This window comes from Streptomyces sp. NPDC002680, assembly GCF_042889145.1.
Classification (GTDB): Bacteria; Actinomycetota; Actinomycetes; order Streptomycetales; family Streptomycetaceae; genus Streptomyces; species Streptomyces adonidis.
Window position 1 is genome coordinate 28376 of sequence record NZ_JBIAQP010000033.1, and the last position, 20625, is coordinate 49000.

General features: G+C 68.7%; 19 protein-coding genes. 9 read left to right on the forward strand and 10 right to left on the reverse strand.

Going from position 1 to position 20625, the window contains the following annotated elements:
- Positions 1-2: 2 nt before the first annotated feature.
- A complete protein-coding gene (locus tag ACFYXF_RS49915) occupies positions 3-2240 on the reverse strand; it encodes a family 43 glycosylhydrolase (RefSeq protein ID WP_389360715.1) in 2238 nt (745 codons plus the stop codon).
- Between the two features lie 246 nt (positions 2241-2486).
- Between ACFYXF_RS49915 and ACFYXF_RS49920 the strand changes: the two genes are divergently transcribed.
- The gene (locus tag ACFYXF_RS49920; RefSeq protein ID WP_389360717.1) at positions 2487-3641 is read left to right on the forward strand and encodes a right-handed parallel beta-helix repeat-containing protein; all 1155 of its coding nucleotides are present in this window, start codon (positions 2487-2489) and stop codon (positions 3639-3641) included.
- 137 nt (positions 3642-3778) lie between these two features.
- Here ACFYXF_RS49920 and ACFYXF_RS49925 read toward each other — a convergent pair whose 3' ends face one another.
- From ACFYXF_RS49925 to ACFYXF_RS49940, 4 genes are all read right to left on the reverse strand, one after another.
- Complete coding sequence (locus ACFYXF_RS49925) at positions 3779-5467, reverse strand: rhamnogalacturonan lyase B N-terminal domain-containing protein (protein ID WP_389360719.1); 1689 nt, start codon at positions 5465-5467, stop codon at positions 3779-3781.
- 32 nt (positions 5468-5499) lie between these two features.
- Positions 5500-6330, reverse strand: a complete 831-nt coding sequence (locus ACFYXF_RS49930) for a pectate lyase (protein ID WP_389360721.1) — start codon at positions 6328-6330, stop codon at positions 5500-5502.
- A gap of 129 nt (positions 6331-6459) precedes the next feature.
- Positions 6460-7341, reverse strand: a complete 882-nt coding sequence (locus ACFYXF_RS49935; protein WP_389360723.1) for a hypothetical protein — start codon at positions 7339-7341, stop codon at positions 6460-6462.
- Positions 7338-7904 carry a SigE family RNA polymerase sigma factor gene (locus tag ACFYXF_RS49940; RefSeq protein WP_369036967.1) on the reverse strand — a complete coding sequence of 189 codons (567 nt, stop codon included), beginning with the start codon at positions 7902-7904 and terminating at the stop codon, positions 7338-7340. Before ACFYXF_RS49940 ends, ACFYXF_RS49935 begins: the two co-directional genes overlap by 4 nt.
- A 286-nt stretch (positions 7905-8190) precedes the next feature.
- Between ACFYXF_RS49940 and ACFYXF_RS49945 the strand changes: the two genes are divergently transcribed.
- Positions 8191-9642 (forward strand): NCS2 family permease, encoded by a 1452-nt coding sequence (locus ACFYXF_RS49945; protein ID WP_389360725.1) that lies wholly within the window; start codon positions 8191-8193, stop codon positions 9640-9642.
- A gap of 90 nt (positions 9643-9732) precedes the next feature.
- Here the strand turns inward: ACFYXF_RS49945 and ACFYXF_RS49950 are convergent, their stop codons facing one another.
- From ACFYXF_RS49950 to ACFYXF_RS49960, 3 genes are all read right to left on the reverse strand, one after another.
- A complete protein-coding gene (locus ACFYXF_RS49950; protein ID WP_389360727.1) occupies positions 9733-11187 on the reverse strand; it encodes a peptidoglycan D,D-transpeptidase FtsI family protein in 1455 nt (484 codons plus the stop codon).
- 83 nt (positions 11188-11270) lie between these two features.
- Positions 11271-11762 (reverse strand): GNAT family N-acetyltransferase, encoded by a 492-nt coding sequence (locus tag ACFYXF_RS49955; protein ID WP_389360729.1) that lies wholly within the window; start codon positions 11760-11762, stop codon positions 11271-11273.
- 3 nt (positions 11763-11765) lie between these two features.
- Positions 11766-12539 (reverse strand): IclR family transcriptional regulator, encoded by a 774-nt coding sequence (locus tag ACFYXF_RS49960; RefSeq protein ID WP_369033807.1) that lies wholly within the window; start codon positions 12537-12539, stop codon positions 11766-11768.
- 168 nt (positions 12540-12707) lie between these two features.
- On the opposite strand from ACFYXF_RS49960, the gene ACFYXF_RS49965 reads away from it, so the two are divergent.
- From ACFYXF_RS49965 to ACFYXF_RS49995, 7 genes are all read left to right on the forward strand, one after another.
- Positions 12708-14237 (forward strand): aldehyde dehydrogenase (NADP(+)), encoded by a 1530-nt coding sequence (locus tag ACFYXF_RS49965; RefSeq protein ID WP_389360731.1) that lies wholly within the window; start codon positions 12708-12710, stop codon positions 14235-14237.
- Positions 14238-14362: 125 nt separating this feature from the next.
- Positions 14363-14971 carry a DUF1349 domain-containing protein gene (locus tag ACFYXF_RS49970; RefSeq protein ID WP_389360733.1) on the forward strand — a complete coding sequence of 203 codons (609 nt, stop codon included), beginning with the start codon at positions 14363-14365 and terminating at the stop codon, positions 14969-14971.
- Positions 14972-15010: 39 nt separating this feature from the next.
- Positions 15011-15517 carry a GNAT family N-acetyltransferase gene (locus ACFYXF_RS49975; RefSeq protein ID WP_389360735.1) on the forward strand — a complete coding sequence of 169 codons (507 nt, stop codon included), beginning with the start codon at positions 15011-15013 and terminating at the stop codon, positions 15515-15517.
- Positions 15518-15589: 72 nt separating this feature from the next.
- Complete coding sequence (locus tag ACFYXF_RS49980) at positions 15590-16318, forward strand: DsbA family oxidoreductase (RefSeq protein WP_369033803.1); 729 nt, start codon at positions 15590-15592, stop codon at positions 16316-16318.
- Positions 16319-16389: 71 nt separating this feature from the next.
- A complete protein-coding gene (locus tag ACFYXF_RS49985; protein ID WP_389360737.1) occupies positions 16390-17484 on the forward strand; it encodes an aminotransferase class V-fold PLP-dependent enzyme in 1095 nt (364 codons plus the stop codon).
- A gap of 46 nt (positions 17485-17530) precedes the next feature.
- On the forward strand, positions 17531-18157 hold the full coding sequence (locus tag ACFYXF_RS49990; RefSeq protein WP_389360739.1) for an RNA polymerase sigma factor: 627 nt from the start codon (positions 17531-17533) through the stop codon (positions 18155-18157).
- Between the two features lie 31 nt (positions 18158-18188).
- Positions 18189-19295 (forward strand): maleylpyruvate isomerase family mycothiol-dependent enzyme, encoded by a 1107-nt coding sequence (locus tag ACFYXF_RS49995; protein WP_389360741.1) that lies wholly within the window; start codon positions 18189-18191, stop codon positions 19293-19295.
- Between the two features lie 25 nt (positions 19296-19320).
- Here the strand turns inward: ACFYXF_RS49995 and thpD are convergent, their stop codons facing one another.
- Both thpD and ACFYXF_RS50005 read right to left on the reverse strand, forming a co-directional pair.
- Positions 19321-20208: an ectoine hydroxylase gene (thpD, locus tag ACFYXF_RS50000; RefSeq protein WP_389360743.1), complete on the reverse strand. Its 888-nt coding sequence runs from the start codon at positions 20206-20208 to the stop codon at positions 19321-19323.
- 7 nt (positions 20209-20215) lie between these two features.
- Positions 20216-20614 (reverse strand): ectoine synthase, encoded by a 399-nt coding sequence (locus ACFYXF_RS50005; RefSeq protein ID WP_105975034.1) that lies wholly within the window; start codon positions 20612-20614, stop codon positions 20216-20218.
- Positions 20615-20625 lie beyond the last annotated feature (11 nt).

The following is a 20625-nucleotide window of genomic DNA, read 5'->3' on the forward strand; positions in this document are numbered from 1 at the left end:
CGTCACTGGTTTCGTACGGGCCTGATCGACTCCAGGGTCGGTACGACCGGCAGGATCGTCCCGTCGGCCGCGAACCGCATCCGGTCGATGGTGGTCTCCCGGTGCATGCCGTCACCGCCCGCCTTTCCGGGGCCGTTGAGGGCGAACCGGTGGTACACCATGTACCAGTCGTCGGTGCCGGGCACGTTCACCACCGAGTGGTGGCCGGTGGCCTTGATGCCGTACTCGGGGCGCTTGGACAGGATCGTCCCCCGCTTGGTCCACGGGCCGAGCGGGGACGGTCCGGTCGCGTAGGCGACGTGGTAGTCCTCGCTGCGGGTGTCGTCCTCGGACCACATGAAGTAGTACGTCCCGTGCCGCTTCACCACGAAGGAACCCTCGCGGAAGTTGTCCGGGGTGATGTCCTTCACCTTGGTCGGGTCGAACGACACCATGTCGTCGTTCAGCGGCACGACGTATCCGTGCCCGTTGCCCCAGTAGAGATACGCCTGACCGTCGTCGTCCGTGAACACGGCCGGGTCGATCATCTGGCCGCTCAACTGCCCTTTCGCCACCAGGGGTTTGCCGAGCGCGTCCTTGAACGGGCCCGCCGGGGAGTCGGCCACCGCCACGCCGATCGCCTGCTCGGCGCAGAAGTAGAAGTAGTACTTGCCGTTCTTCGTCGCGATTGCCGGCGCCCAGGCGTTCTTGTCCGCCCACGACACATCCGGGCCCAGGTCGAGGATCACGCCGTGGTCGGTCCAGTGGACCAGGTCCTTCGACGAGAACGCCTTGAACCGCGTGCCGCTCCAGCCCTGGAAACCGTCGGTGGTCGGGTAGATCCAGTAACGGCCGTCCAGATACTGGATGTCGGGGTCGGCGTACAGGCCCGGCAGGACCGGGCTGCGGGTGGGCACGGCTTCCACTGTCCAGGTGCGACTGGTCCCGTCGGCCGCTGTCACCGTGTACTTCTGCGGCTTGCGGAAGTCGCGCCGCGTACCGGAGGCGGGGCTCACCTTCGCGCCCTCGCCGACCCACAACTTCGGTGCCAGACGCGACAGTTCGGCGTCCGGCCGCATCGGCAGCACGACCTTGGCGGCGGCCTCCGTGACGACCGCGTACCCCTTCTGCCCACCGGCTGTCGCGTCCACGACGGACGTCGGGGTCTCCGGGTAGGCGGCGAGGAGCCGGTCGTACTCCGCCTGCGTCACCGGCATCACCGTGCCGTGGCGGGGGCTGGCGGGCAGCTGGTAGTCGGCGGACATCGTCCACCTGCCCGAGTCGAGATCGGTGGTCTCGAAGGGGACGTACCCGCGACCGCCGTACTCGTCGATGAACAGGTACCACTTGTCCTCGGTGTTGGACTTGAAGACCGTCGGCCCCTCACCCCGGTCGATCGACCCGCTGCCTATGCAGTCGGAGACGAAGTCGTACGAGGTGTCCGTGAGCGAGGTCGACTTCTCGGCGGTGATGAACTTCGAGCAGGGGCTGGAGGAGGTGGGGTCCCGCTCGTCCTTCGTGTAGCGGTAGTAAGTCCCCTTGTGCTCCACGACAGTTGAGTCGATCACCGAGTAGCCGGGGTCGTCCCAGACCTTCGGCTCGCTGAAGGCGCGGAAGTCCTTCGTCGTCGCGTACATCATCTTGTTGTACGTCGAGCCGGTGTGCTCGGGGTCGTCGTCGGCGTACAGCTTCGACGCCCAGAAGACGACGTACTCGCCGAGCGTGTCGTCGTAATAGGCCTCCGGCGCCCAGGTGTTGCCGGCCGAGTCGGGGGAGACCTTCACCAGTCGCTGATCGGTCCAGTGGACCAGGTCGGTGGACTCCCAGACCATGATGGACTTGCTGCCGTGGCGCTGGACGTAGTCCCAACTGCCGCTGCTGTTCTGGTACATGCGCAGATCGGTCGCGATCATGTAGAACTTGTCGCCCTCGGGGGAGCGGATCACGAACGGATCGCGCAGCCCCTTCTCACCGGTGGTGGAGGTGAGGACCGGCTTGCCCGCGTTCAACTCCCGCCAGTGCAGCGGGTCGTTGCCTCGGCTGAGGGCGTACCGGATCTGCTCGCCGTCGGCCGTGCCCTCACCGGTGAAGTAGGCGAAGAGGTAACCGGCGTACTTCTGCGCCGACTTGGACTCGGTCTGCTGCGTCATGGGTGGTGCTCCTGAGGCGGCGGGGCTGGGTGGGGCGGCGAGCAGGGCGAGAAGAAGGGCTGCCAAGGGGATGAGGGGGAGCAGGAAGGTGCGGGCGTGGTGGGGGCGCATGACACATCCTGTGGGAGTCTGATGGTTTCTGTTGGGTGATGATCCTCGGAGTCTCGCGAGCGGGGGAGCGGTGCGTCAATCGGTGCGTACGAGGCCGGTGGTACCGAAAGTTTTCGATCGCTTTCGTACGGACCACGGCAACCCTTTTCAGCCGGGCGGCGACAAGACAGCAGAACCGGGTTGCGGCCCCACCTCATCGAGGCCGCAGCCCGGTTCCGTCCCCAGCCCTGAGGAAAGGAACGTTCCGTGCGCATCGGCACCGGTCGTCACCGCAGAACCCGCACCCTCTCCATCGCCGCCGCGGTGGCCCTTGCCTCCGGTGCGGGCGGCGCCTACCTCGGCTTCTCGACCGATGGCGCCAGCGCCGCCACCACCACGGTCACCGTCTCCAGCACCGCCCAGCTGGAGTCCGCGGTGAAGAACGCGGCGGCCGGTACGGTCATCCAGGTGCGCGCCGGCACGTACTACCCGACGGCCACCCTCAAGTCGACGGCCAACGGCACGAGTTCGGCCCGGATCACGCTCCAGGCGTACGGCGGCGAGAAGGTGAAGATCGACGGTTCCAAGCTGCCCGCCGGTTCCTGGCTGGCCGGGATCTACGGCGACTACTGGACCGTCCAGAACCTCACCTTCCAGAACTCCCCAGCCCAGGGCTTCGTCGTCACGTCATCGGTCGGCGGGATCTTCAAGAACCTCGTCACCGCGAGCAACGGCGACTCCGGCTTCACCCTGCGCGGCGACGGCACGACCGACAACCTCGTGCAGAACCTGGACAGTTACCTCAACTACGACCCCGCGGGCCACGGCCAGAACGCCGACGGCATCGCCATCAAGTTCGGCTCCGGGACGGGGAACAGGATCACCGGGGCCCGCCTCTACAACAACGCGGATGACGGGCTCGACCTCTGGCAGTTCTCCACGCCCGTCACCATCGAGCACAGCTGGGCCTTCGGCAACGGCAAGAACCGCTGGAACGACTCGGCGTTCGAGGGCAACGGCAACGGGTTCAAGTTGGGTGGGGGCGGTGCGTCGGTCGCGCATGTCGTCAACAACAACGCGGCGTGGGACAACAACCTGCATGGGTTCACGGAGAACTCCAACACCGGGGCGATCCTGCTCAACCGGAACACGGCGTATGCCAATGCGCAGAGTGGGTTCTACTTCGCGACGGGCAAGGCACGGCTCGCGAGGAATCTGGCGGTGGGCAACAAGGCGGGGTTGGCCAAGCTTGGCTCGTCCGCTGTCTCGGCGGCCAACAACTGGGACAGTGGCGTTTCTGCGCCGGCGTTCAAGTCCACGGATGCGACTACGGCGTACGGTGCGCGTCAGTCGAACGGGTCGCTGCCGGCGACCACGTTCCTGGCGGTGGACTCCACGGTTATCGGGTCGACGATGAACTGAGCGTGAAGGGCGGGTCGTTGAGTGACTGCGGGCCGGTGGGGGCCGGTCGCGCAGTTCCCCGCGCCCCTGGCGGGGCGCGAGCGCCCCAGCCGGTCGTCACCGGCGGGGGCGCTCTTTTCTGACTGGCCGAGGGGGGCTCAGGCCAGCAGATCCAGGCAGTCGAACGAGGTGCCCGGGCTGAGGAACGCCGTGCCGCTCGAACCACTGACGATGCTGATCTTCAGGACGTTGTACTGACTCACGTCCGTCTGCCACGCACTACTAGGGACGCTGTAGGTGAACGAACGGTTGTTCCCCCGGTACGAACCCGTGGTGAGAGAGCGCGTCGAGGGCTGCGAGGGTGCCGCGGGGATGGGCGACACCCAGTCGTTCACCGTGACGCGCGGGCGCCCGTTGGAGAAGGCGTCCGTCACGCCGATGCGCAGGGTGTGCGCGGCGGCGGCCTGGGCGGCCGTCAGCTTGAAGTACACGAGGACGCCGTCGTTGACGCCGTTCCACATGTACGCAGGGAAGCTCGCCGACGCGGCCTCCGCGCCTCCGCCGATCGTCACGTTCCCCGTCCACTTCACCGCGCGGGCGTCGGACGGATGCGCGTACGTCATCAGCTCGGCGTTCTTGAACCCGCCGGGCGTGCCGTCCCAGTCCCCGAGCCGCCAGATCGTCTTCGCGGCCGACGGATCCCCGGTGACGGTGATGCTGTTCAGCGCGGTCGCGCCGCCCGCCTTCACCGTCACCGGCCGCGTGTGCACGGCCAGTTCGCCCTTGAACACGGTCAGCGTGTACGTCCCCGGCAGCATCCCCTTGCAGGAGAAGGCACCGGTGCCCGAGGCGGCCTTCGTCCAGTACTGGGCGTCGGCGTTCGCGAAACCCACGGTGTACGGGTACTTCGCGTCCATCCCCTTGATGCCGACGCCGGCCACCTTGCCGCGCCCGGCCGCCCCCACCCAGCCCGTGATGCCGAGCCCGTCCACCCAGGAGGTGTCCAGGTTGGCGGCGGAGAGGGAGGACGAGGGAGCGCCGCCGTCCGTGAACGCGAGGACGTACGGACCCTGCAAGCCGAAACGTTCCGCCTCTGTCTGGGCCTGGTTGTAGTGCAGGATCTCGTACAGTCCCGCGCCCTTGTCGTTCGAGTGGCGCAGCAGCGAGCGGTAGAACGGGCCGCCGGACGCCTTCTCGTGGTTGGAGCGCACGATCCACAGACCGACCGAACCGGTGGTGAAGCCGATGTGGTCGTAGTCGACGACCCGCTTGCCCGAGTAGTGCTTGGAGTGCGTGGTGCCGTCCGCGCGCTGCCAGACGTCCCCGGCCTCGATGACCTTGTCGGAGGCCTCGATCCAGGAGTCCGACCCCTCGTTCGGGAACAGCCCCGGCTTGAGGCGGACGAGGAAACGGGTCGCCGTGAACGAGGCGTCCGCCTTGTTCGTCCACAGGTAGACGTTGTTCTGGCCGCTGCGCGCCGCGTACCACTGGGTGATCGCCCCGTGCACGACCTTGACCAGGATCGTCGAGCCCGACTGCTTGATCGTCACCGTGGACGTGCCGAGGCCCGACTCCACGTGCGAGTGCTTGCCTCCGTACCCCTCGTACTCCTTGCCCCGGTAGACCAGCGACGTGAGGTCGCCGGTCGACTTGGAGACCTTGAAGACGAGCGAGGCTCCTGTGTTGATCACGTAGTTGGAGCCGTCGTCGGTGTGGCCGAAAACAGCCGCCGACGCGGACGACAGCAGGCCGCTGCCGGCCGCCACCGCCGCGCCCGTACCGGCCACGCCGACGGCGGAAGCGGCCAGCAGCCTGCGGCGACTGAGGTGTCTCTTGTGGGTGCTCAAGGGTCCTGGCTCCGTCGTACTTGAAGACTCACTTACTTGTACGTGATGTCAGATGGCGAGAACTTGCAGGTGGTTCCGTCGGCGCCGCTGCCGATCTCGGTCGGCTCCTTGCCGGTGTTGTTGCCGTTGAAGCGCACACACGGCTTGATCTTCTTCTTGGTGTCGCCGTAGATACGGATCTTGCTCAGCGTCGCGGTGTCCCCGTAGTTCGCGTTCACGCCGACCAGCACCTTGCCCGGCGCGGTCGCGTCGATGTCGCTGATCACGATCGTGCGCTTGAACTGCGTCTTGCAGTTGCCGCAGGAGCGCACCAGCTTGCCGAAGTTCTCGACGTGGAAGCCGGTGATGCTGAGCCTGCCGGCCCCGTTGAACTGGAACACCTTGTCGGAGGCCGACTTCGCGCCGCCGCCGACCACCTTGTACACGGCCGTCGACTTCTTGCTCTTGAAGCTGGCGGCGTCCTCGCCGACGTCCAGCCACCACACGTTCTCCAGCGTGCAGGAGCCGGTGCAGTGCACGCCGTCCGCGCCAGGGGTGCCGATGATCACGTTCTTCAGGACCGCGCCGTCCGCCAGCTCGAAGACCGGGTCCTGGCCCTCGTCCTGGCTGCCGCTGCCGAGCGCGCCGCTGCCGAAGAACTTCTGCAGCTTGCCGTCGTACGTGCCCGACACCTTGATCGTCGACGACACGCCCTTGCTGCCCTTGGCCGTCGGCCAGGTGGCGGCGGCACCGGCGGAGGACAGCAGCGTCGTGGTCAGAACCGCCGCCCCCGTGATGCCGAGAGCGGCGGTACCGGCGATCACGGCCCGCCGTCCGGTGACCCGACGGCGATGGCGGACGCGCTGTTCGACTCGTGCAGTCATGAACCGTGTTCCTTGGGTGGTGAGGAGATGTGTGCGTCTCCTGGTCGCCACCCGTGCGGAAAGGGTTGCCGAGTCTGCGGAATTTCTCTACGAGTCGGGGCCGCAGCTTCACGAGTTGGGGCTAAGGCTTCACGAATCGCCGTCGTCGGACTCGTCGTCGCTGTCCTGACCTGCGAAGTCGCCCTTCACGGCGAGCTGTTGACCCGCCGCCTTCGTCTTCGCCGTCACCGTGTACGAGTCGTCCTTCGCGTCCCGGCCACCGCGTGTGTGGTCGTACTGGCCCGCGAAGACCCACTCGCCCGGCCAGACCGTGTGGCCATCCTTGAGCACCCACGTGTAGACCAGGAAGCCGTCCTTCTCGGCGACCGTCAGCGCGAAGTCGTCCTCCGGAGCCGACCGCCAGGCACCCGCGGAGGTGACCCCGCCGGTCTGGGCGACCTTCAACTCGACGGTGAGCGCGGTGAGTTCCTCGGAGGTCTTGATGGTGACGTTGCTCTGCGCCCAGAAGTCGTTGCTGTGCGGATCGACCGAGCCGTCCGACCACAGCGGCCCGTCCTCGGTGCCCTCGGCGACCGGCGCCGCGACCGTGTTCGAGGCCTTCGGTGTCGGAGTGGGCGTCGGGGTCGGCGTCGAACTCGGCTTCTCGTTCTGGGCGTTGTCGCCCGAGGGCTCCGGGGCCGGCACGATCGGCGCGCGGCTCGTCGCGTCCGGCGACGGGGTCGGCAGGGGCGAGACCGAGACGGTCGGATCGGCCGGGGTCTCGTCGCTCTTCACCACCGAGGCCAGCGCGTACCCGCCCATCGCGAGAATCCCGGAGACCGCGGCGGTCGCACCGGCGACCCGCGCCCAGCCCACTAGCGGAGGGAGCGTGGCCCGGCGCCGGGCGCGCTTCTTCTCGGTGCCGGCGGCCATACCGCGCTCGACCCGCGCGAGGATGCGCGCGCGGTCGGGCTCGTACGCCTCGGCCGCTTCGCGCAGCCCGGCACGCAGCTCGTCGTGCGGCGTCCTCATCGGTTCGTTCCTCCCGCTCCGCCAGGGGTACGCACAGGGGTACGCATTCGAAGCGGGGCCTCGTCGGTGCCAAGGAGCCGCTGCAGTTCGGCCATTCCCTTGGACGTCTGGCTCTTCACCGTACCGACAGTAACTCCCAGCGCGAGCGCGGTGTCCTTCTCCGAGAGGTCGAAAGCGTGCCGCAGCACCACACACGCCCGTTTACGGAACGGCAGCCGACGCAAGGCCTCCTGGACATCTATGACGCCAGGTATGTCGGGATTCTCCGTCTTTTCTTCTCTCTGCGACCAGAACAAGGTGATTCTTCGGCGCTCCCGAACCGCGCTGCGGATACGGGTCTTGGCCAGATTCGCCACCACGCCACGTGCGTACGCCACCGGATGATCGGCGGCCCGTACCCGGTCCCAGCGGTGCCACAGCGCGAGCAACGCGTCGGCCGCCAGGTCGTCGGCGGCGTCCGCCTCACCCGTCAGCAGGTGGGCCAGGCGCGCGAGTTCGGCGTAGTGCCGCTCGAAGAAGGCATGGAACTCGACGGAGGCTGCGTCGTCGACAACAGTGCCCACGGGCGACCTCTCCCCCTTACGTTCGCTGAGTTTTCCCTGGCCAGCGGCGGCTGCCGACCGAAGCCGGGCGTCTGCGTATACGGCCACTGTGGTGCGCCGGTGAAGAGGTGGTGATCGTTTGGCGCGAGAGCCGAGAGAGTATCAGGCATGCGCACGGCCCTTCGAGTGTCGTACGACAGGTCGAGCCCGATTCTGTAACACGGAGAAAACCTGAAAACCGTTCAACGCAGGAACAATCCAGCCTGCATCCGCACACAGATCATTCAGGCAACGAGGAGTAACCGCCATGTCCGAACCACAGAAGGTGGCCGACCAGCCGAGCGCCGCGCCCCCCGCGGCGAACAGCGTCGACGGCTTCTTCAAGATCTCCGAGCGGGGATCCACCTTCGCTCGTGAAATACGCGGCGGCTTCGCCACGTTCTTCACGATGGCCTACATCCTTGTCCTGAATCCCATCATCCTGGGCAGCGCCAAGGACAAGTTCGGGCACCAGCTCGACAGCGTCCAACTCGTCACCGCCACCGCCCTGGTGGCCGCGGTGATGACGATCATCATGGGTGTCGGCGGCAACCTCCCGCTCGCCCTCGCCGCGGGCCTCGGCCTCAACGCGGTGGTCGCCTTCCAGATCGCCCCGCTGATGAGCTGGGACGACGCGATGGGCCTGGTCGTCCTGGAGGGCCTGCTGATCTGCGTCCTTGTGGTGACCGGCCTCAGAGAAGCGATCATGCACGCGATCCCGGGGCCGCTCAAGGCGGCGATCGGCGTGGGCATCGGCCTGTTCATCGCGTTCATCGGCTTCGTCGACGCGGGCTTCGTCACCCGTATCCCGGACGTCGCGAGCACGACGGTCCCCGTGCAGCTCGGTGGCACCGGCACGCTCAGCGGCTGGCCGGTCCTGGTCTTCTGTCTCGGCGTCCTGCTGACCATCGGCCTCATCGCGCGCAAGGTGAAGGGCGCGATCCTGATCAGCATCGTCACGATGACGCTCGTCGCGCTGATCATCAACTCGATCGCCGACATCAAGAGCTGGGGCCTGACCACACCGGCCTGGCCCGACAAGATAGCGGACACCCCCGACTTCGGGCTGATCGGCAACTTCAGCCTGTTCGGCGCGTTCGGCGAGACCACGGTGATCACCGTCGTCCTGCTGATCTTCACCCTGATCCTGTCGGACTTCTTCGACACCATGGGCACGGTCGTCGGCATCACCGCCGAGGCCGGCCTGCTCGACAAGGACGGCAACGTCCCCAACCTCGGCCGCGTCCTGCTCATCGACGGCGCGGCGGCGGTGGCGGGCGGCGCGAGTTCGTCCTCTTCGGCGACCTCGTACATCGAGTCGGCGGCGGGCGTCGGCGAGGGCGCGCGCACCGGCTTCGCGAACCTGATCACCGGCGGCCTGTTCGCCTGCGCGCTCTTCCTGACCCCGATCCTGACGATCGTCCCGATGCAGGCCGCCGCCCCCGCCCTGGTCGCGGTCGGCTTCCTGATGATGACCCAGGTCAAGCACATCGACTGGGACAAGTACGAGATAGCCATCCCCGCGTTCCTGACGATCGCCGTGATGCCCTTCACGTACTCCATCACCAACGGCATCGGCGCCGGCTTCCTTGCCTACGTCCTCATCAAGACGGTCGTGGGCAAGGCGAAGGAGGTCCACTGGCTCCTGTGGGGCACAAGCGCGTTGTTCCTGATCTACTTCGCGATCGACCCGATTCAGCAGCTCTTCGGTACGAAGTAGACGGGGGCTGAGGTTCCCCGCGCCGCTTTTGTCTTTTTAGGGGCGCGGGGAACTGCGCGATCAGCCACGACGGCGCAGCACCCAACCAACTCACCCAGCCAACGCAGCCTGCATCATCGCTTTGGCAACGGGCGCCGCCAGCCCATTCCCACTCACCTCGGACCGGGCTGCCCCTGACTGCTCAACGAGAACAGTCACCGCAACTTCCTTCCCATTGGTCTCAGACTTCGCATAGGAGGTGAACCAGGCATAGGGCGTCTGACTGTTGTTCTCCCCATGCTGAGCCGTCCCCGTCTTACCCCCCACCGTGGCGCCCGATATCTGCGCGTTCGTCCCCGTACCGTCGGAGACAACCGTCTGCATCGCCGACTGCAACTGCTCAGCAGTCCCGGAACTGATGACCTCCTTGGTCGACGCCGAACTGTCAAGATCCTCCAACGCATCCCCACCGGAGGTAACCACCTGCGACACCATGTGCGGCGACACCAACTTGCCGCCATTGGCTATCGCCGCCGACACCATCGCCATCTGCAACGGCGTCGCCGTGACATCGAACTGCCCGATCCCCGTCAGCGCGGTCTGCGACTTCTCCATGTCCGACGGATACACGCTCGGATACGCCCGCACCGGCACGTCCTGCGACTCGTCGTTGAAGCCGAACTTCTCCGCCATCGCCTTCACCTTGTCCTGCCCGAGGTCGACGGCCATCTTCGCGAAGACGTTGTTGCAGGAGTACTGGAGCGCCACCCTGATCGTCGCGTTCTCACAGGGCGCGTTCGGGTTCTCGTTCGACAGCTCACGGGTCGTACCCGGCAGCGTGTACGGGTCCGGGCTGTCCGTACGGTCGTCCACCGACCCGTACAGCCCGTCCTCCAGAGCCGCCGCCGCGACCACCAGCTTGAACGTCGAACCCGGCGGCAGCGGCTGCCGTATCGCCCGGTTGACCAGCGGTTTGTCGGGGTCCTTGTTGAGTGCGGTCCACGTGTCGCCGTCGCTCGCCCCGGTGATCGTCGACGGGTCGTAGGACGGCGTGGAGACCATGGCGAGGATCCGGCCGGTCTTCGGGTCGATGGCGACGGCCGCGCCCTTCTTGTCGCCGAGCGCCGCGTAGGCCGCCTTCTGCACGTCCGGGTCGATCGTCGTGATCACGTTCCCCGGAGTGGTGTGCTCGTTGGTGACGGTGTCCATGACGGTCGTCAGTCTGCTGTCCGAGCCGTCGAGGACGTCCTTGTATATACCCTCCAACTGCGTCGGCGCGAACAGGGGCGAGCTGTACCCGGTCACGGCCGCGTAGAGCTTGCCGTCCGTATACGTCCGCTGGTACTTGAGATCCCCGCTGGTCGTCTCCTTCGAGCCGGTGACCGACTCGCCGGCCACGATGATGTTCCCGAGCGGGTTCGCGTACAACGCGATCGCGTTCCGCCGGTTCTTGCTGTCGTCCGCGAGCGCCTGGCCGTCGTAGAACTGCACCCATGTCGCCCTGACCAGCAGAGAGAGCACGAGCAGCAGCGAGAAGACGGAGGCGCGCCTGATCGTCTTGTTCATCTCTCTGAAGGACGAACGGCACTGGAAGGTGCGTTCCCCGCCGCCCGATTTCTCATGGGCCGTTCATGGAGCCCCTTAGGGGTTCAGGCCTCCAGCGTCAGCACGACCTCGTCGATCTCCGCCCGGCGGGCGTTCGCGTACCCCCGGTCGTGCCCCGAGACGCGGAAGCCGCACTTCTCCAGGACCCGCAGCGAGCCCGCGTTGTCGGCGGCGGCACGCGCGTGCAGCGGACGTTCCGTGACCTCGGCGACGAGCGCCCGCAGCGCGGCCGTCGCGATACCGCGCCCCCAGTAGGCGCGGTCGATCCAGTACGTCACCTCGCGCTCGCCCGGTTCGCCGTACACCGCCGCACTGCCCACCACGTCGCCGTCGACGAGGACCGTGCGGTTCAGTACGCCCGGTGCGGCGCGGATCCGCTCCCAGTGGGCGTCGAAGGCGTCCCGGTCGGTCGGGTCCTTCGCCGTGAACGCGGCCATCCACAGCGACTCGGGGTCGTTGGTCTGGCGGAAGAAGACGGGCAGGTCGCTGTCGTGGACCTCGCGGAGTTCCACGTCCGTGGAAGCCGAGTAGCGCATCGCTCAGAGCCTCCGGGTGGCCAGGGTCAGCCGGTCGCGGGCGTCGAACAGGGCGTCCTTGACCATCTGTTCATGGGCCGGGGTGAGCCGGGCGACCGGCACCGAGCAGCTGATCGCGTCCCGCGCGGGAGTGCGGTACGGGATCGCCACGCCGAAGCAGCGCAGTCCCAGCGTGTTCTCCTCGCGGTCCACCGCGAAGCCCTGCTCGCGCACCAGGCGAAGCTCCTCGATGAGCTTCTCCCGGTCGGTGATCGTGTGTTCGGTCAGCGCGGGCAGCGTCTCCGGGAGCAGCTTGCGGACCTGCTCGTCGGTGTGGGTGGCCAGCAGCGCCTTGCCGAGGGAGGTCGAGTGGGCGGGCAGCCGGCGGCCGACGCGGGTGAAGGGGCGCAGATAGTGCTGCGACTGGCGGGTGGCGAGATAGACGACGTTCGTGCCGTCGAGCCGGGCCAGGTGGATGGTCTCCGTCGTGTCGTCGGAGAGCCGGTCCAGGGTCGGGCGGGCCACCGCGACGACCTCGTCGCCGTCGATGTACGACGTACCGACCAGCAGTGCCCGTACGCCGATGCCGTACCGCGTGCCCGTGGCGTCCGTCTCCACCCAGCCGAGGTCGACAAGAGTGCGCAGCAGCATGTAAAGACTGGACTTGGGGTAACCGACGGCCTCCTGGACCGCCGCCAGGGAGTGCATGCCGGGACGTCCGGCGAAGTATTCCAGCAGTTCAACGGTCCGTACCGCGGACTTGACCTGCGCCCCGCCGCCTGTCTCGGCTGCCGACATCGCCCTTGACCCCTTCGTTCGACGGGAAATAGTCTCCAACAGCATATTCATCATCAGAGACGCTGTTCAGCATATCGAACGCGCCTGGTGAATGACGCGGGAATGCACATCACAAACGGCATCACAAAACGGCATCACCAATGGCAACACAATCTGGAGGGACCCCCGGTGGCAGCAGCACCAGTCTGGAGTGTCGACCCCCGTACCGGGAAGCAGCGGGAGCAGGTCGCGGTCGAGGCCACAGCCCAGGAGGTGGACGCCGCCGTCCGCGCGGCGCACGCCGCCCGCCCGGCCCTCGCCGACCGCACGGTCCGCGCGGCCTTCCTGCGCAGCGCCGCCGAGCAGCTCGAAGCGGCCAAGGACCACCTCGTCGAGGCCGCCGACGCGGAGACCGCGCTCGGCCCGGTCCGGCTGACCGGCGAACTCGCCCGCACCTGCTACCAGCTGCGGGCCTTCGCGGACATCGTCGACGAGGGCGACTACCTCGGCGTCGTCATCAACCACCCCGACGACACCGCGACCCCGCCCATCCCCGACCTGCGCCGCTACAAGATCCCGCTGGGTGTCGTGGCCGTCTACTCGGCCTCCAACTTCCCCTTCGCCTTCTCCGTCCCCGGCGGCGACACCGCGAGCGCGCTCGCGGCCGGCTGCCCGGTCGTCGTCAAGGCACACCCGGACCACCCGGGCCTGTCCGAGCTGGTCGCGTCCGTCCTGCGCCGGGCCGCGGCCCAGCACGACATCCCCGACGGCGTCCTCGGCCTGGTCCACGGCTTCGAGGCGGGCGTCGAGCTGGTCAAGCACCCGCTGGTGGCGGCGGCCGGCTTCACCGGTTCCGTACGCGGTGGCCGTGCCCTCTTCGACGCGGCGGCGGCCCGGCCGACGCCGATCCCGTTCCATGGCGAGCTGGGTTCCCTGAACCCGGTGGTGATCACGGAGGCGGCGGCCGCCGAGCGGGCCGAGGCGATCGGTACGGGGCTCGCGGGCTCCATGACGCTGGGCGTCGGCCAGTTCTGTGTGAAGCCGGGTCTGGTGCTGGCGCCGGAGGGCGCGGCGGGCGACCGCCTGCTGAAGTCCCTCACGGACGCCGTGAGCAACACGGACGCCGGTGTCCTCCTGGACCACCGGATGCGCGACAACTTCGTCGCCGGGGTCGCCGAGCGCGCCGAGCTGCCCGAGGTCGAGACCCCGGTGACGCCGGGCTCGGGCGGGGAGCACACGGTCAGCGCGGGGTTCCTCACGGTGGCGGCGGAGAAGCTGGCGGTGGAGGGGGCGTACGACCTGCTCCTGGAGGAGTGCTTCGGCCCGGTCACTGTCGTGGCCCGCTACACGGACGACGCGGAAGCGAACGCGGTGCTCTCGCGGCTGCCGGGGAACCTGACGGCGACGGTTCACCTCTCGGCGGAGGAAGCCGCGGGGGAGGGGCGTGGGGCGGAGATCCTGGCCGAGCTGACGCCGCTCGCGGGGCGTGTGCTGGTGAACGCGTGGCCGACCGGGGTTGCCGTGGCCGCGGCCCAGCAGCACGGGGGGCCGTACCCGGCCACGACGTCGACGTCGACGTCGGTCGGCGGGACGGCCATCGAGCGGTGGTTGCGGCCGGTGGCTTATCAGAACACGCCTGTCGCGCTGCTGCCGGTGGAGCTGCGGGACGAGAATTCGCTGGGGTTGCCCCGGCGGTTCAATGGTCGCCTGGAGCGCTAGCGTCGTTGGGGTGCGGTGGCATTTCGCGGCTGCGGGTCCGTTGTGGCTTGTCGCGCAGTTCCCCGCGCCCCTATCAGGGCCGCCCCTGTCGGGGCGCGCCCTTCTGGGGCTGCGATAATCAGGCAATGGACTTGGAGCTTTCCCCGCTGCCCTTTCCCCTCCGTACTTATGGGCCCGATGGGCACTGGTCGTACGAGGACGAGGTGCTCACCGGGTGGGCCGGGCCCCGGCAGGACCGGTTCGTGCCGCCCACCGGGGAGGCGCTGGACCCCGCGGCCGACGCACCGCGCCTCCTGGGCGCGCCGCACGGGGACTTTCAGCTGATCGCCCGGGTCACGGTCGGGTTCGCGGCCTCCTTCGACGCGGGCGTGCTGTACGTCCACGTGGGCGAACGGGCCTGGGCCAAGCTCTGTCTGGAGTACTCCCCGGATGTGGCCACCGTCTGCACGGTGGTCACCCGGGGACACTCCGACGACGCCAACTCCTTCACGGTGGACGGCAGTTCCGTCTGGCTCCGAATCAGCCGCACCGGCCGAGCCTTCGCCTTCCACGCCTCCCGAGACGGCGAGAAGTGGACCTTCATCCGCCTGTTCACCCTCGGCGACGAGAAGGAGACGGACGCGGCCCTGGTCGGCTTCATGACCCAGTCCCCGATGGGGGAGGGGTGCGTGGTGACGTACGACCACATCGAATTCCGCCCGGAGTGGCCCAAGGATCTGCGGGACGGGAGCTGAGCCGGAACCGTTCCGGCCGCCCGCCACGTCTTCCGGTGCATGATCAATGACCATGCGACCGGAAGCCGGGTGATCAGGGCCGCGCTGCCCGCCGAGGCCGCCGCTGTCGCGGAGCTGCACGTTCGCGCACGGTCCACGTACTACCCGGACGGGGTGCCGGGCGGCGACATCGACTACGTCGCGCTCTGGCAGGGTGTCATCGGGCGCCCCGACGCCCAGGTCCTGTGCGTCGTCGAGGGGGACCGCATCATCGGCGTGGCTTCCTTCCGTACGGCCGAAGGCGCCCCCGCGGACACGGTCAAGCTCTTCCAGTTCCACGTCGATCCCGACCGCTGGCGAGCTCGCATCGGCACCGACCTGCACGCCGCCTGTGTCGAGCGGTGGCGGGCCGACGGCAAGTTGGCCGCGACCCTCGACGTGCACGTCGACAACCAGCGGGCCCAGGCCTTCTACCGCCGTCTCGGGTGGGTCCCGGACCCGGAGAACCCGCCCGCCGAGGGCGATCACCACCTCTTTCTGCGGTACGGAATCAAAACGGCCGCTTGAACGTTCACGTACTCATGCGGAGGGCGTCTCCGCACCTGTTTCCGTACCCGTACGACCTGGAGAGCCGAAGACATGCGCGTCGAGATCTGGAGCGATATCGCCTGCCCCTGGTGCTACGTCGGCAAGGCCCGCTTCGAGAAGGCGCTCGGCGCCTTTCCGCATCGGGACGGGGTCGAGGTGGTGCACCGGTCGTTCGAGCTGGACCCGGGGCGTGCCAAGGGTGACATCCAGCCCGTGCTCAAGATGCTCACCAAGAAGTACGGCATGAGCGAGGCGCAGGCGCAGGCCGGTGAGGAGAACCTGGGGGCGCAGGCCGCCGCCGAAGGGCTCGCCTACCGGACCCGGGACCGTGATCACGGCAACACCTTCGACATGCACCGGCTGCTCCACCTCGCCAAGGACAAGGGCCGCCAGGACGAGCTGATCCAGCTCTTCTACCAGGCGAACTTCGCCGAGGAGCAGTCCGTCTTCGGTGACGACGAGCGGCTCGTCGAGCTGGCCGTCGCCGCCGGGCTCGACGCCGACGACGCCCGGGGCGTCCTCGCCGACCCGGACGCGTACGCCGACGCCGTGCGCGCCGACGAGCGCGAGGCCGCCGAACTGGGCGCCAACGGCGTGCCGTTCTTCGTCCTCGACCGGAAGTACGGCGTCTCCGGCGCCCAGCCCGCAGAGGTCTTCGCCCAGGCCCTCACCCAGGCCTGGGGCGAGCGACCCGCACCCCTCAAGATCGTCCAGGCGGAAGAGGGCGATGGCGCCGCCGAGGTCTGCGGACCCGACGGGTGTGCCGTACCCCAGAAGTAGGGCCTACCGAGAAACCGCAGGTCAGGGCTTATGTATAAGCAGCCCTTCGTAGTGCCGTGCAGAATTCGGCGATGGACGAGGGGATCTTCCGGCCGCACAGTAGTGGCATGGAGACCTCCGAGAACCTCCGCAACCTCGTCCGCGCCGAGTTCGCCCCGAAGAACACCTATCTGAACACCGCGAGCACCGGCCTCCTCCCCGCCCGCGCCGTGGCCGCCATGCACTCCGCCGTACAGTCCGTGGCCGACGGCCAGTCGCAGGACATGTTCGCCGACGTGGAGGCCTCGCGCTCCGCCTTCGCGCGGATCGTCGGGGTCTCCGACCGCAGGGTCGCGGCCGGCGCCTCGGTCGCCGTCTACAGCGGGCTGATCGCCGCCTCGCTGCCCGCGGGCGCCGAAGTCCTCACCGCCGAGGACGACTTCACCTCCGTCCTCAACCCGTTCCACGTACGAGGGGACCTGAAGGTACGGACCGTGCCCCTGGAGCGGATCCCCGAATCCGTCCGGCCCGGCACCGCGCTCGTCGCCGTCAGCGCCGCCCAGTCCGCCGACGGCCGCATCGTCGACCTGCCCGCACTCCGCGAGGCCGCGCGCGAACACGGGGCCCGTACCTACGTCGACGCCTCCCAGGCCACCGGCTGGCTGACCGTCGACGCGGACGCCTACGACTACGTCTCCTCCGTCGCCTTCAAGTGGCTCGTCTGCCCACGAGGCGTGGCCTTCCTCGTCGTACCGGAGGACCTGGGCGGACTGACACCGGTGTTCGCCGGCTGGGTAGCGGGCGAGGAGCCCTGGGACAGCTGTTACGGCCCGGTGCGCGAACTCGCCCACTCCGCCCGCCGGTTCGACGAGAGCCCGAGCCTGTTCTCCTACGCCGGCGCCCGCCACTCCCTCGCCCTCATCGAGGAGTTGGGCGTGGATGCCGTACGCGCCCATGACCTCGCCCTCGCCGACCGGTTCCGCGCCGGACTCGACCGGCTCGGCCACCAGCCCGTACCCGCACCCGGCTCGGCCATCGTGTCCGTTCCGCAACTCGGCCACCTCCAGCCCGAGTTGAGCCGCGCCGGGGTCGAGGTCTCCGACCGGGCCGGAAATCTGCGCGCCGCCTTCCATCTCTACAACACGACCTCGGACGTCGACCGACTTCTGGACGTCCTGTCCGGCTGAACCGGTGGCGCGAGATCCCCAGGGGCGCTAGGAAAGTCACCAAGGGGTGGTGGTGCCGGTGGAGTCGACGCCAGACAGGACCGTCAGGTCCGTGAGACCGCCCGCCGACGCGGAACTGCATCGGCGGCTGGTGTACGGGGACGAGTCCGCGCTGGCCGAGGCGTACACGGCGTACGGCGGACTGGTGCGCGCCGTCGCCGCACGCGTCACGCACAGCACGGCCGCCGCCGAGGACGTCGCCCAGGAGGTCTTCGCCCAGCTCTGGACCAGGCCGTACGCCTTCGACGCGGGCCGCGGCTCACTGCGCACCTGGCTGTCGATGCTCGCCCACCGGCGCGCCGTCGACTGGGTGCGCAGCGAGGCCCGGCACCGCAAGGACGCCGGCGCCGACGACTCCGCGCTGCACGCCATCCCGGACGCCTCGCCCGGCCCCGACGAGACCGTCGTCCACCGCGAGCGCGCCCTGCAGCTGCACACCGCCCTCGCCGAACTCCCGCAGCCCCAGAGGGAGGTCGTGCACCTCGCCTACTTCGCCGGCCGCACCTACCGGCAGGCCGCCGTCGAGCTCGGCATCCCCGAGGGCACGGCCAAGACCCGCCTGCGCACGGCCCTTCGTACCTTGGCGGAGACTTTGGCCGAGCCGCCCGATCCGGCACTGGAAAGAGGCGCATGATGGCAATGGCGGGCGAAGGAGGAGGTGCGGGGTGACCACGGATCATGAGGGTGTACGGGAGTTGCTGGCCGCCTGGGCCTTCGGCGCCCTGCAACCGGGCGACGAGCAGGCGGTCCGGCCGCATCTCGCCGAGTGCGCCGGCTGCGCGGCGGAGGCGGAACGGCTGAGAGAGACCGTGCGGTTGCTGGACGGGCCGTCCTCAGGGGTCTCGTCCGAAGGTGTCCCGTCGGAGGGTTCCGCCGTGTCCCTGAACGGGAACGCCCCCGCCCGGGCGCCCGAGACGGGCGGCGTGCTCGCCCTCGCCCTCCGCTCCCGCCGCCCGGCCGCCGCGCCCGGCATCGCCCCGTACGCAGCCCCCTACGCCGCCGCCGTCTCCGGGCTCCAGGCACTTCTGCGCGAACTGGACGGAGGGGACGGAGAGGACGGCCACAGGAACAGCGCCTGGGGCACGCCCGTCGTCCACGACTGGGACGTGCACGACACCGTCGCCCATCTCCTCGCCGCCGACGAGCCGTTGGCGCTGCGGCTCGGCCTCGACCCGCGCGTCCCCGGGGCGGCCGCGTCGGCCGCGGAGGACGCCGACTGGGCGGACGCCTGGGCCGTGCGCACCGCCGAGGTGATCGCCCACGAACAGCGCCGCGGACCCCGGGAGACCGTCGCCGCCTGGGCCGCGCAGGCCGCCGCGCTGCTCGCCACGCCCGAGGCCCGCGACCCCGAACTCGCCTCCATCGCAACGACGTTGATGGGCGCCCGGCTGCCCGTCGCCGACCACTTCACGGTCCGCGCCTTCGAGGTGTGGATCCACACCGACGACATCGGCCGCGCCCTCGGCCTCGCCGTACCGCCACCGCCGGAGCCGCACCTGTGGCGGCTCGTCCACCTGGCCGTCCGTATCCTCGGCACGGCCCTGGGGCCCGACGCGCCCCCGGTCCTCTTCGCCGTCGCCGGCGGAGCGGAGGAGTGGGTGCTGGGCTCCGAGGACGAGCCCGTACGGGCCGAACTCGTCCTGGACCCGGTCGACTTCTGCCTGCTGGTCGGCGGCCGCTACGCACCCGACGAGGTGCCGCGCGGCGAGACCGGCGACAGAGAGGCCGCACGCAACGTACTGGAGCGCGCGGCCTCCCTGTCGTGGCTCTGAAGCTGAATGAGCCGTTTCAGGCGAGTCACCTCACCGGAGTGAAGTCCCTCGCCCCGATGAACTCGGGCCTGCGCACCGGCGCCGCGAACGGCTCCACCGCCTCGTTCTCGACACTGTTGAAGACGATGAACACGTTGCTGCGCGGGAACGGCGTGATGTTGTCCCCGGAGCCGTGCATGCAGTTGCAGTCGAACCAGGTCGCCGAACCCGCCCCGCCCGTGAACAACTTGATGCCGTGCTCGTCGGCCAGCGAGGTCAGCGCCTCGTCGGACGGAGTGCCCGCGTCCTGCATCTGGAGCGACTTCTTGTAGTTGTCCTCGGGTGTCGCCCCCGCACAGCCGAGGAACGTGCGGTGCGAGCCCGGCATGATCATGAGGCCGCCGTTGGTGTCGAAGTTCTCGGTCAGCGCGATCGACACGGACACCGTCCGCATGTTCGGCAGACCGTCCTCCGCGTGCCAGGTCTCGAAGTCGGAGTGCCAGTAGAAGCCACCCGCCCCGAACCCCGGCTTGACGTTGATCCGCGACTGGTGGACGTACACGTCGGAGCCGAGCAGCTGCCGGGCCCGCCCGACGACCCGCTCGTCCCGCACGAGCTGTGCGAACACCTCGCTGATCCGGTGGACCTCGAAGACCGACCGGATCTCCTTCGACTTCGGCTCGATGATCGACCGCTCGTCGGCCCGGACCGCCGGATCGGCGATCAGCCGCTCCAACTCGGCGCGGTAGAGGGCGACTTCGTCATCGTCGAGGAGCCGGTCGAGCGCCCGGAAACCATCACGCTCGTACGCCATGAGTTCTGCCTTGGCGAACGGTCCGGGTTGGTCCGGCGCACCCCAGATCACCGGGTCCTGCCGAGGGACGGACACCTCGGCGGCGCCACGGGTGGGGTACAGATCGGTGAGAGTGGTCATCACTGGATCACGCCTCCTCGGTGAGCAGGGGGTAAACGCCGTTCTCGTCGTGGTCCTCGCGGCCGGTCACGGGTGGGTTGAAGACACAGATGCAGCGGAAGTCCTCCTTGATCCGCATCGTGTGCCGCTCGTGCCCGTCGAGGAGGTACATGGTCCCCGGGGTGATCGTGTACGTCATCCCGGTCTCGTCGTCGGTCAGTTCGGCCTCGCCCTCGGTGCACACGACGGCCTCGACATGGTTCGCGTACCACATCGACGTCTCCGTACCCGCGTACAGAACCGTCTCGTGGAGCGAGAAACCGACCCGCTCCCGGGCGAGGACGATCCGCTTGCTCTCCCAGGTGCCGGACGCCGACCTCACATGCCGGTCGGTGCCCTCGATGTCCTTGAACGAACGGACGATCACGGTGCTGAACA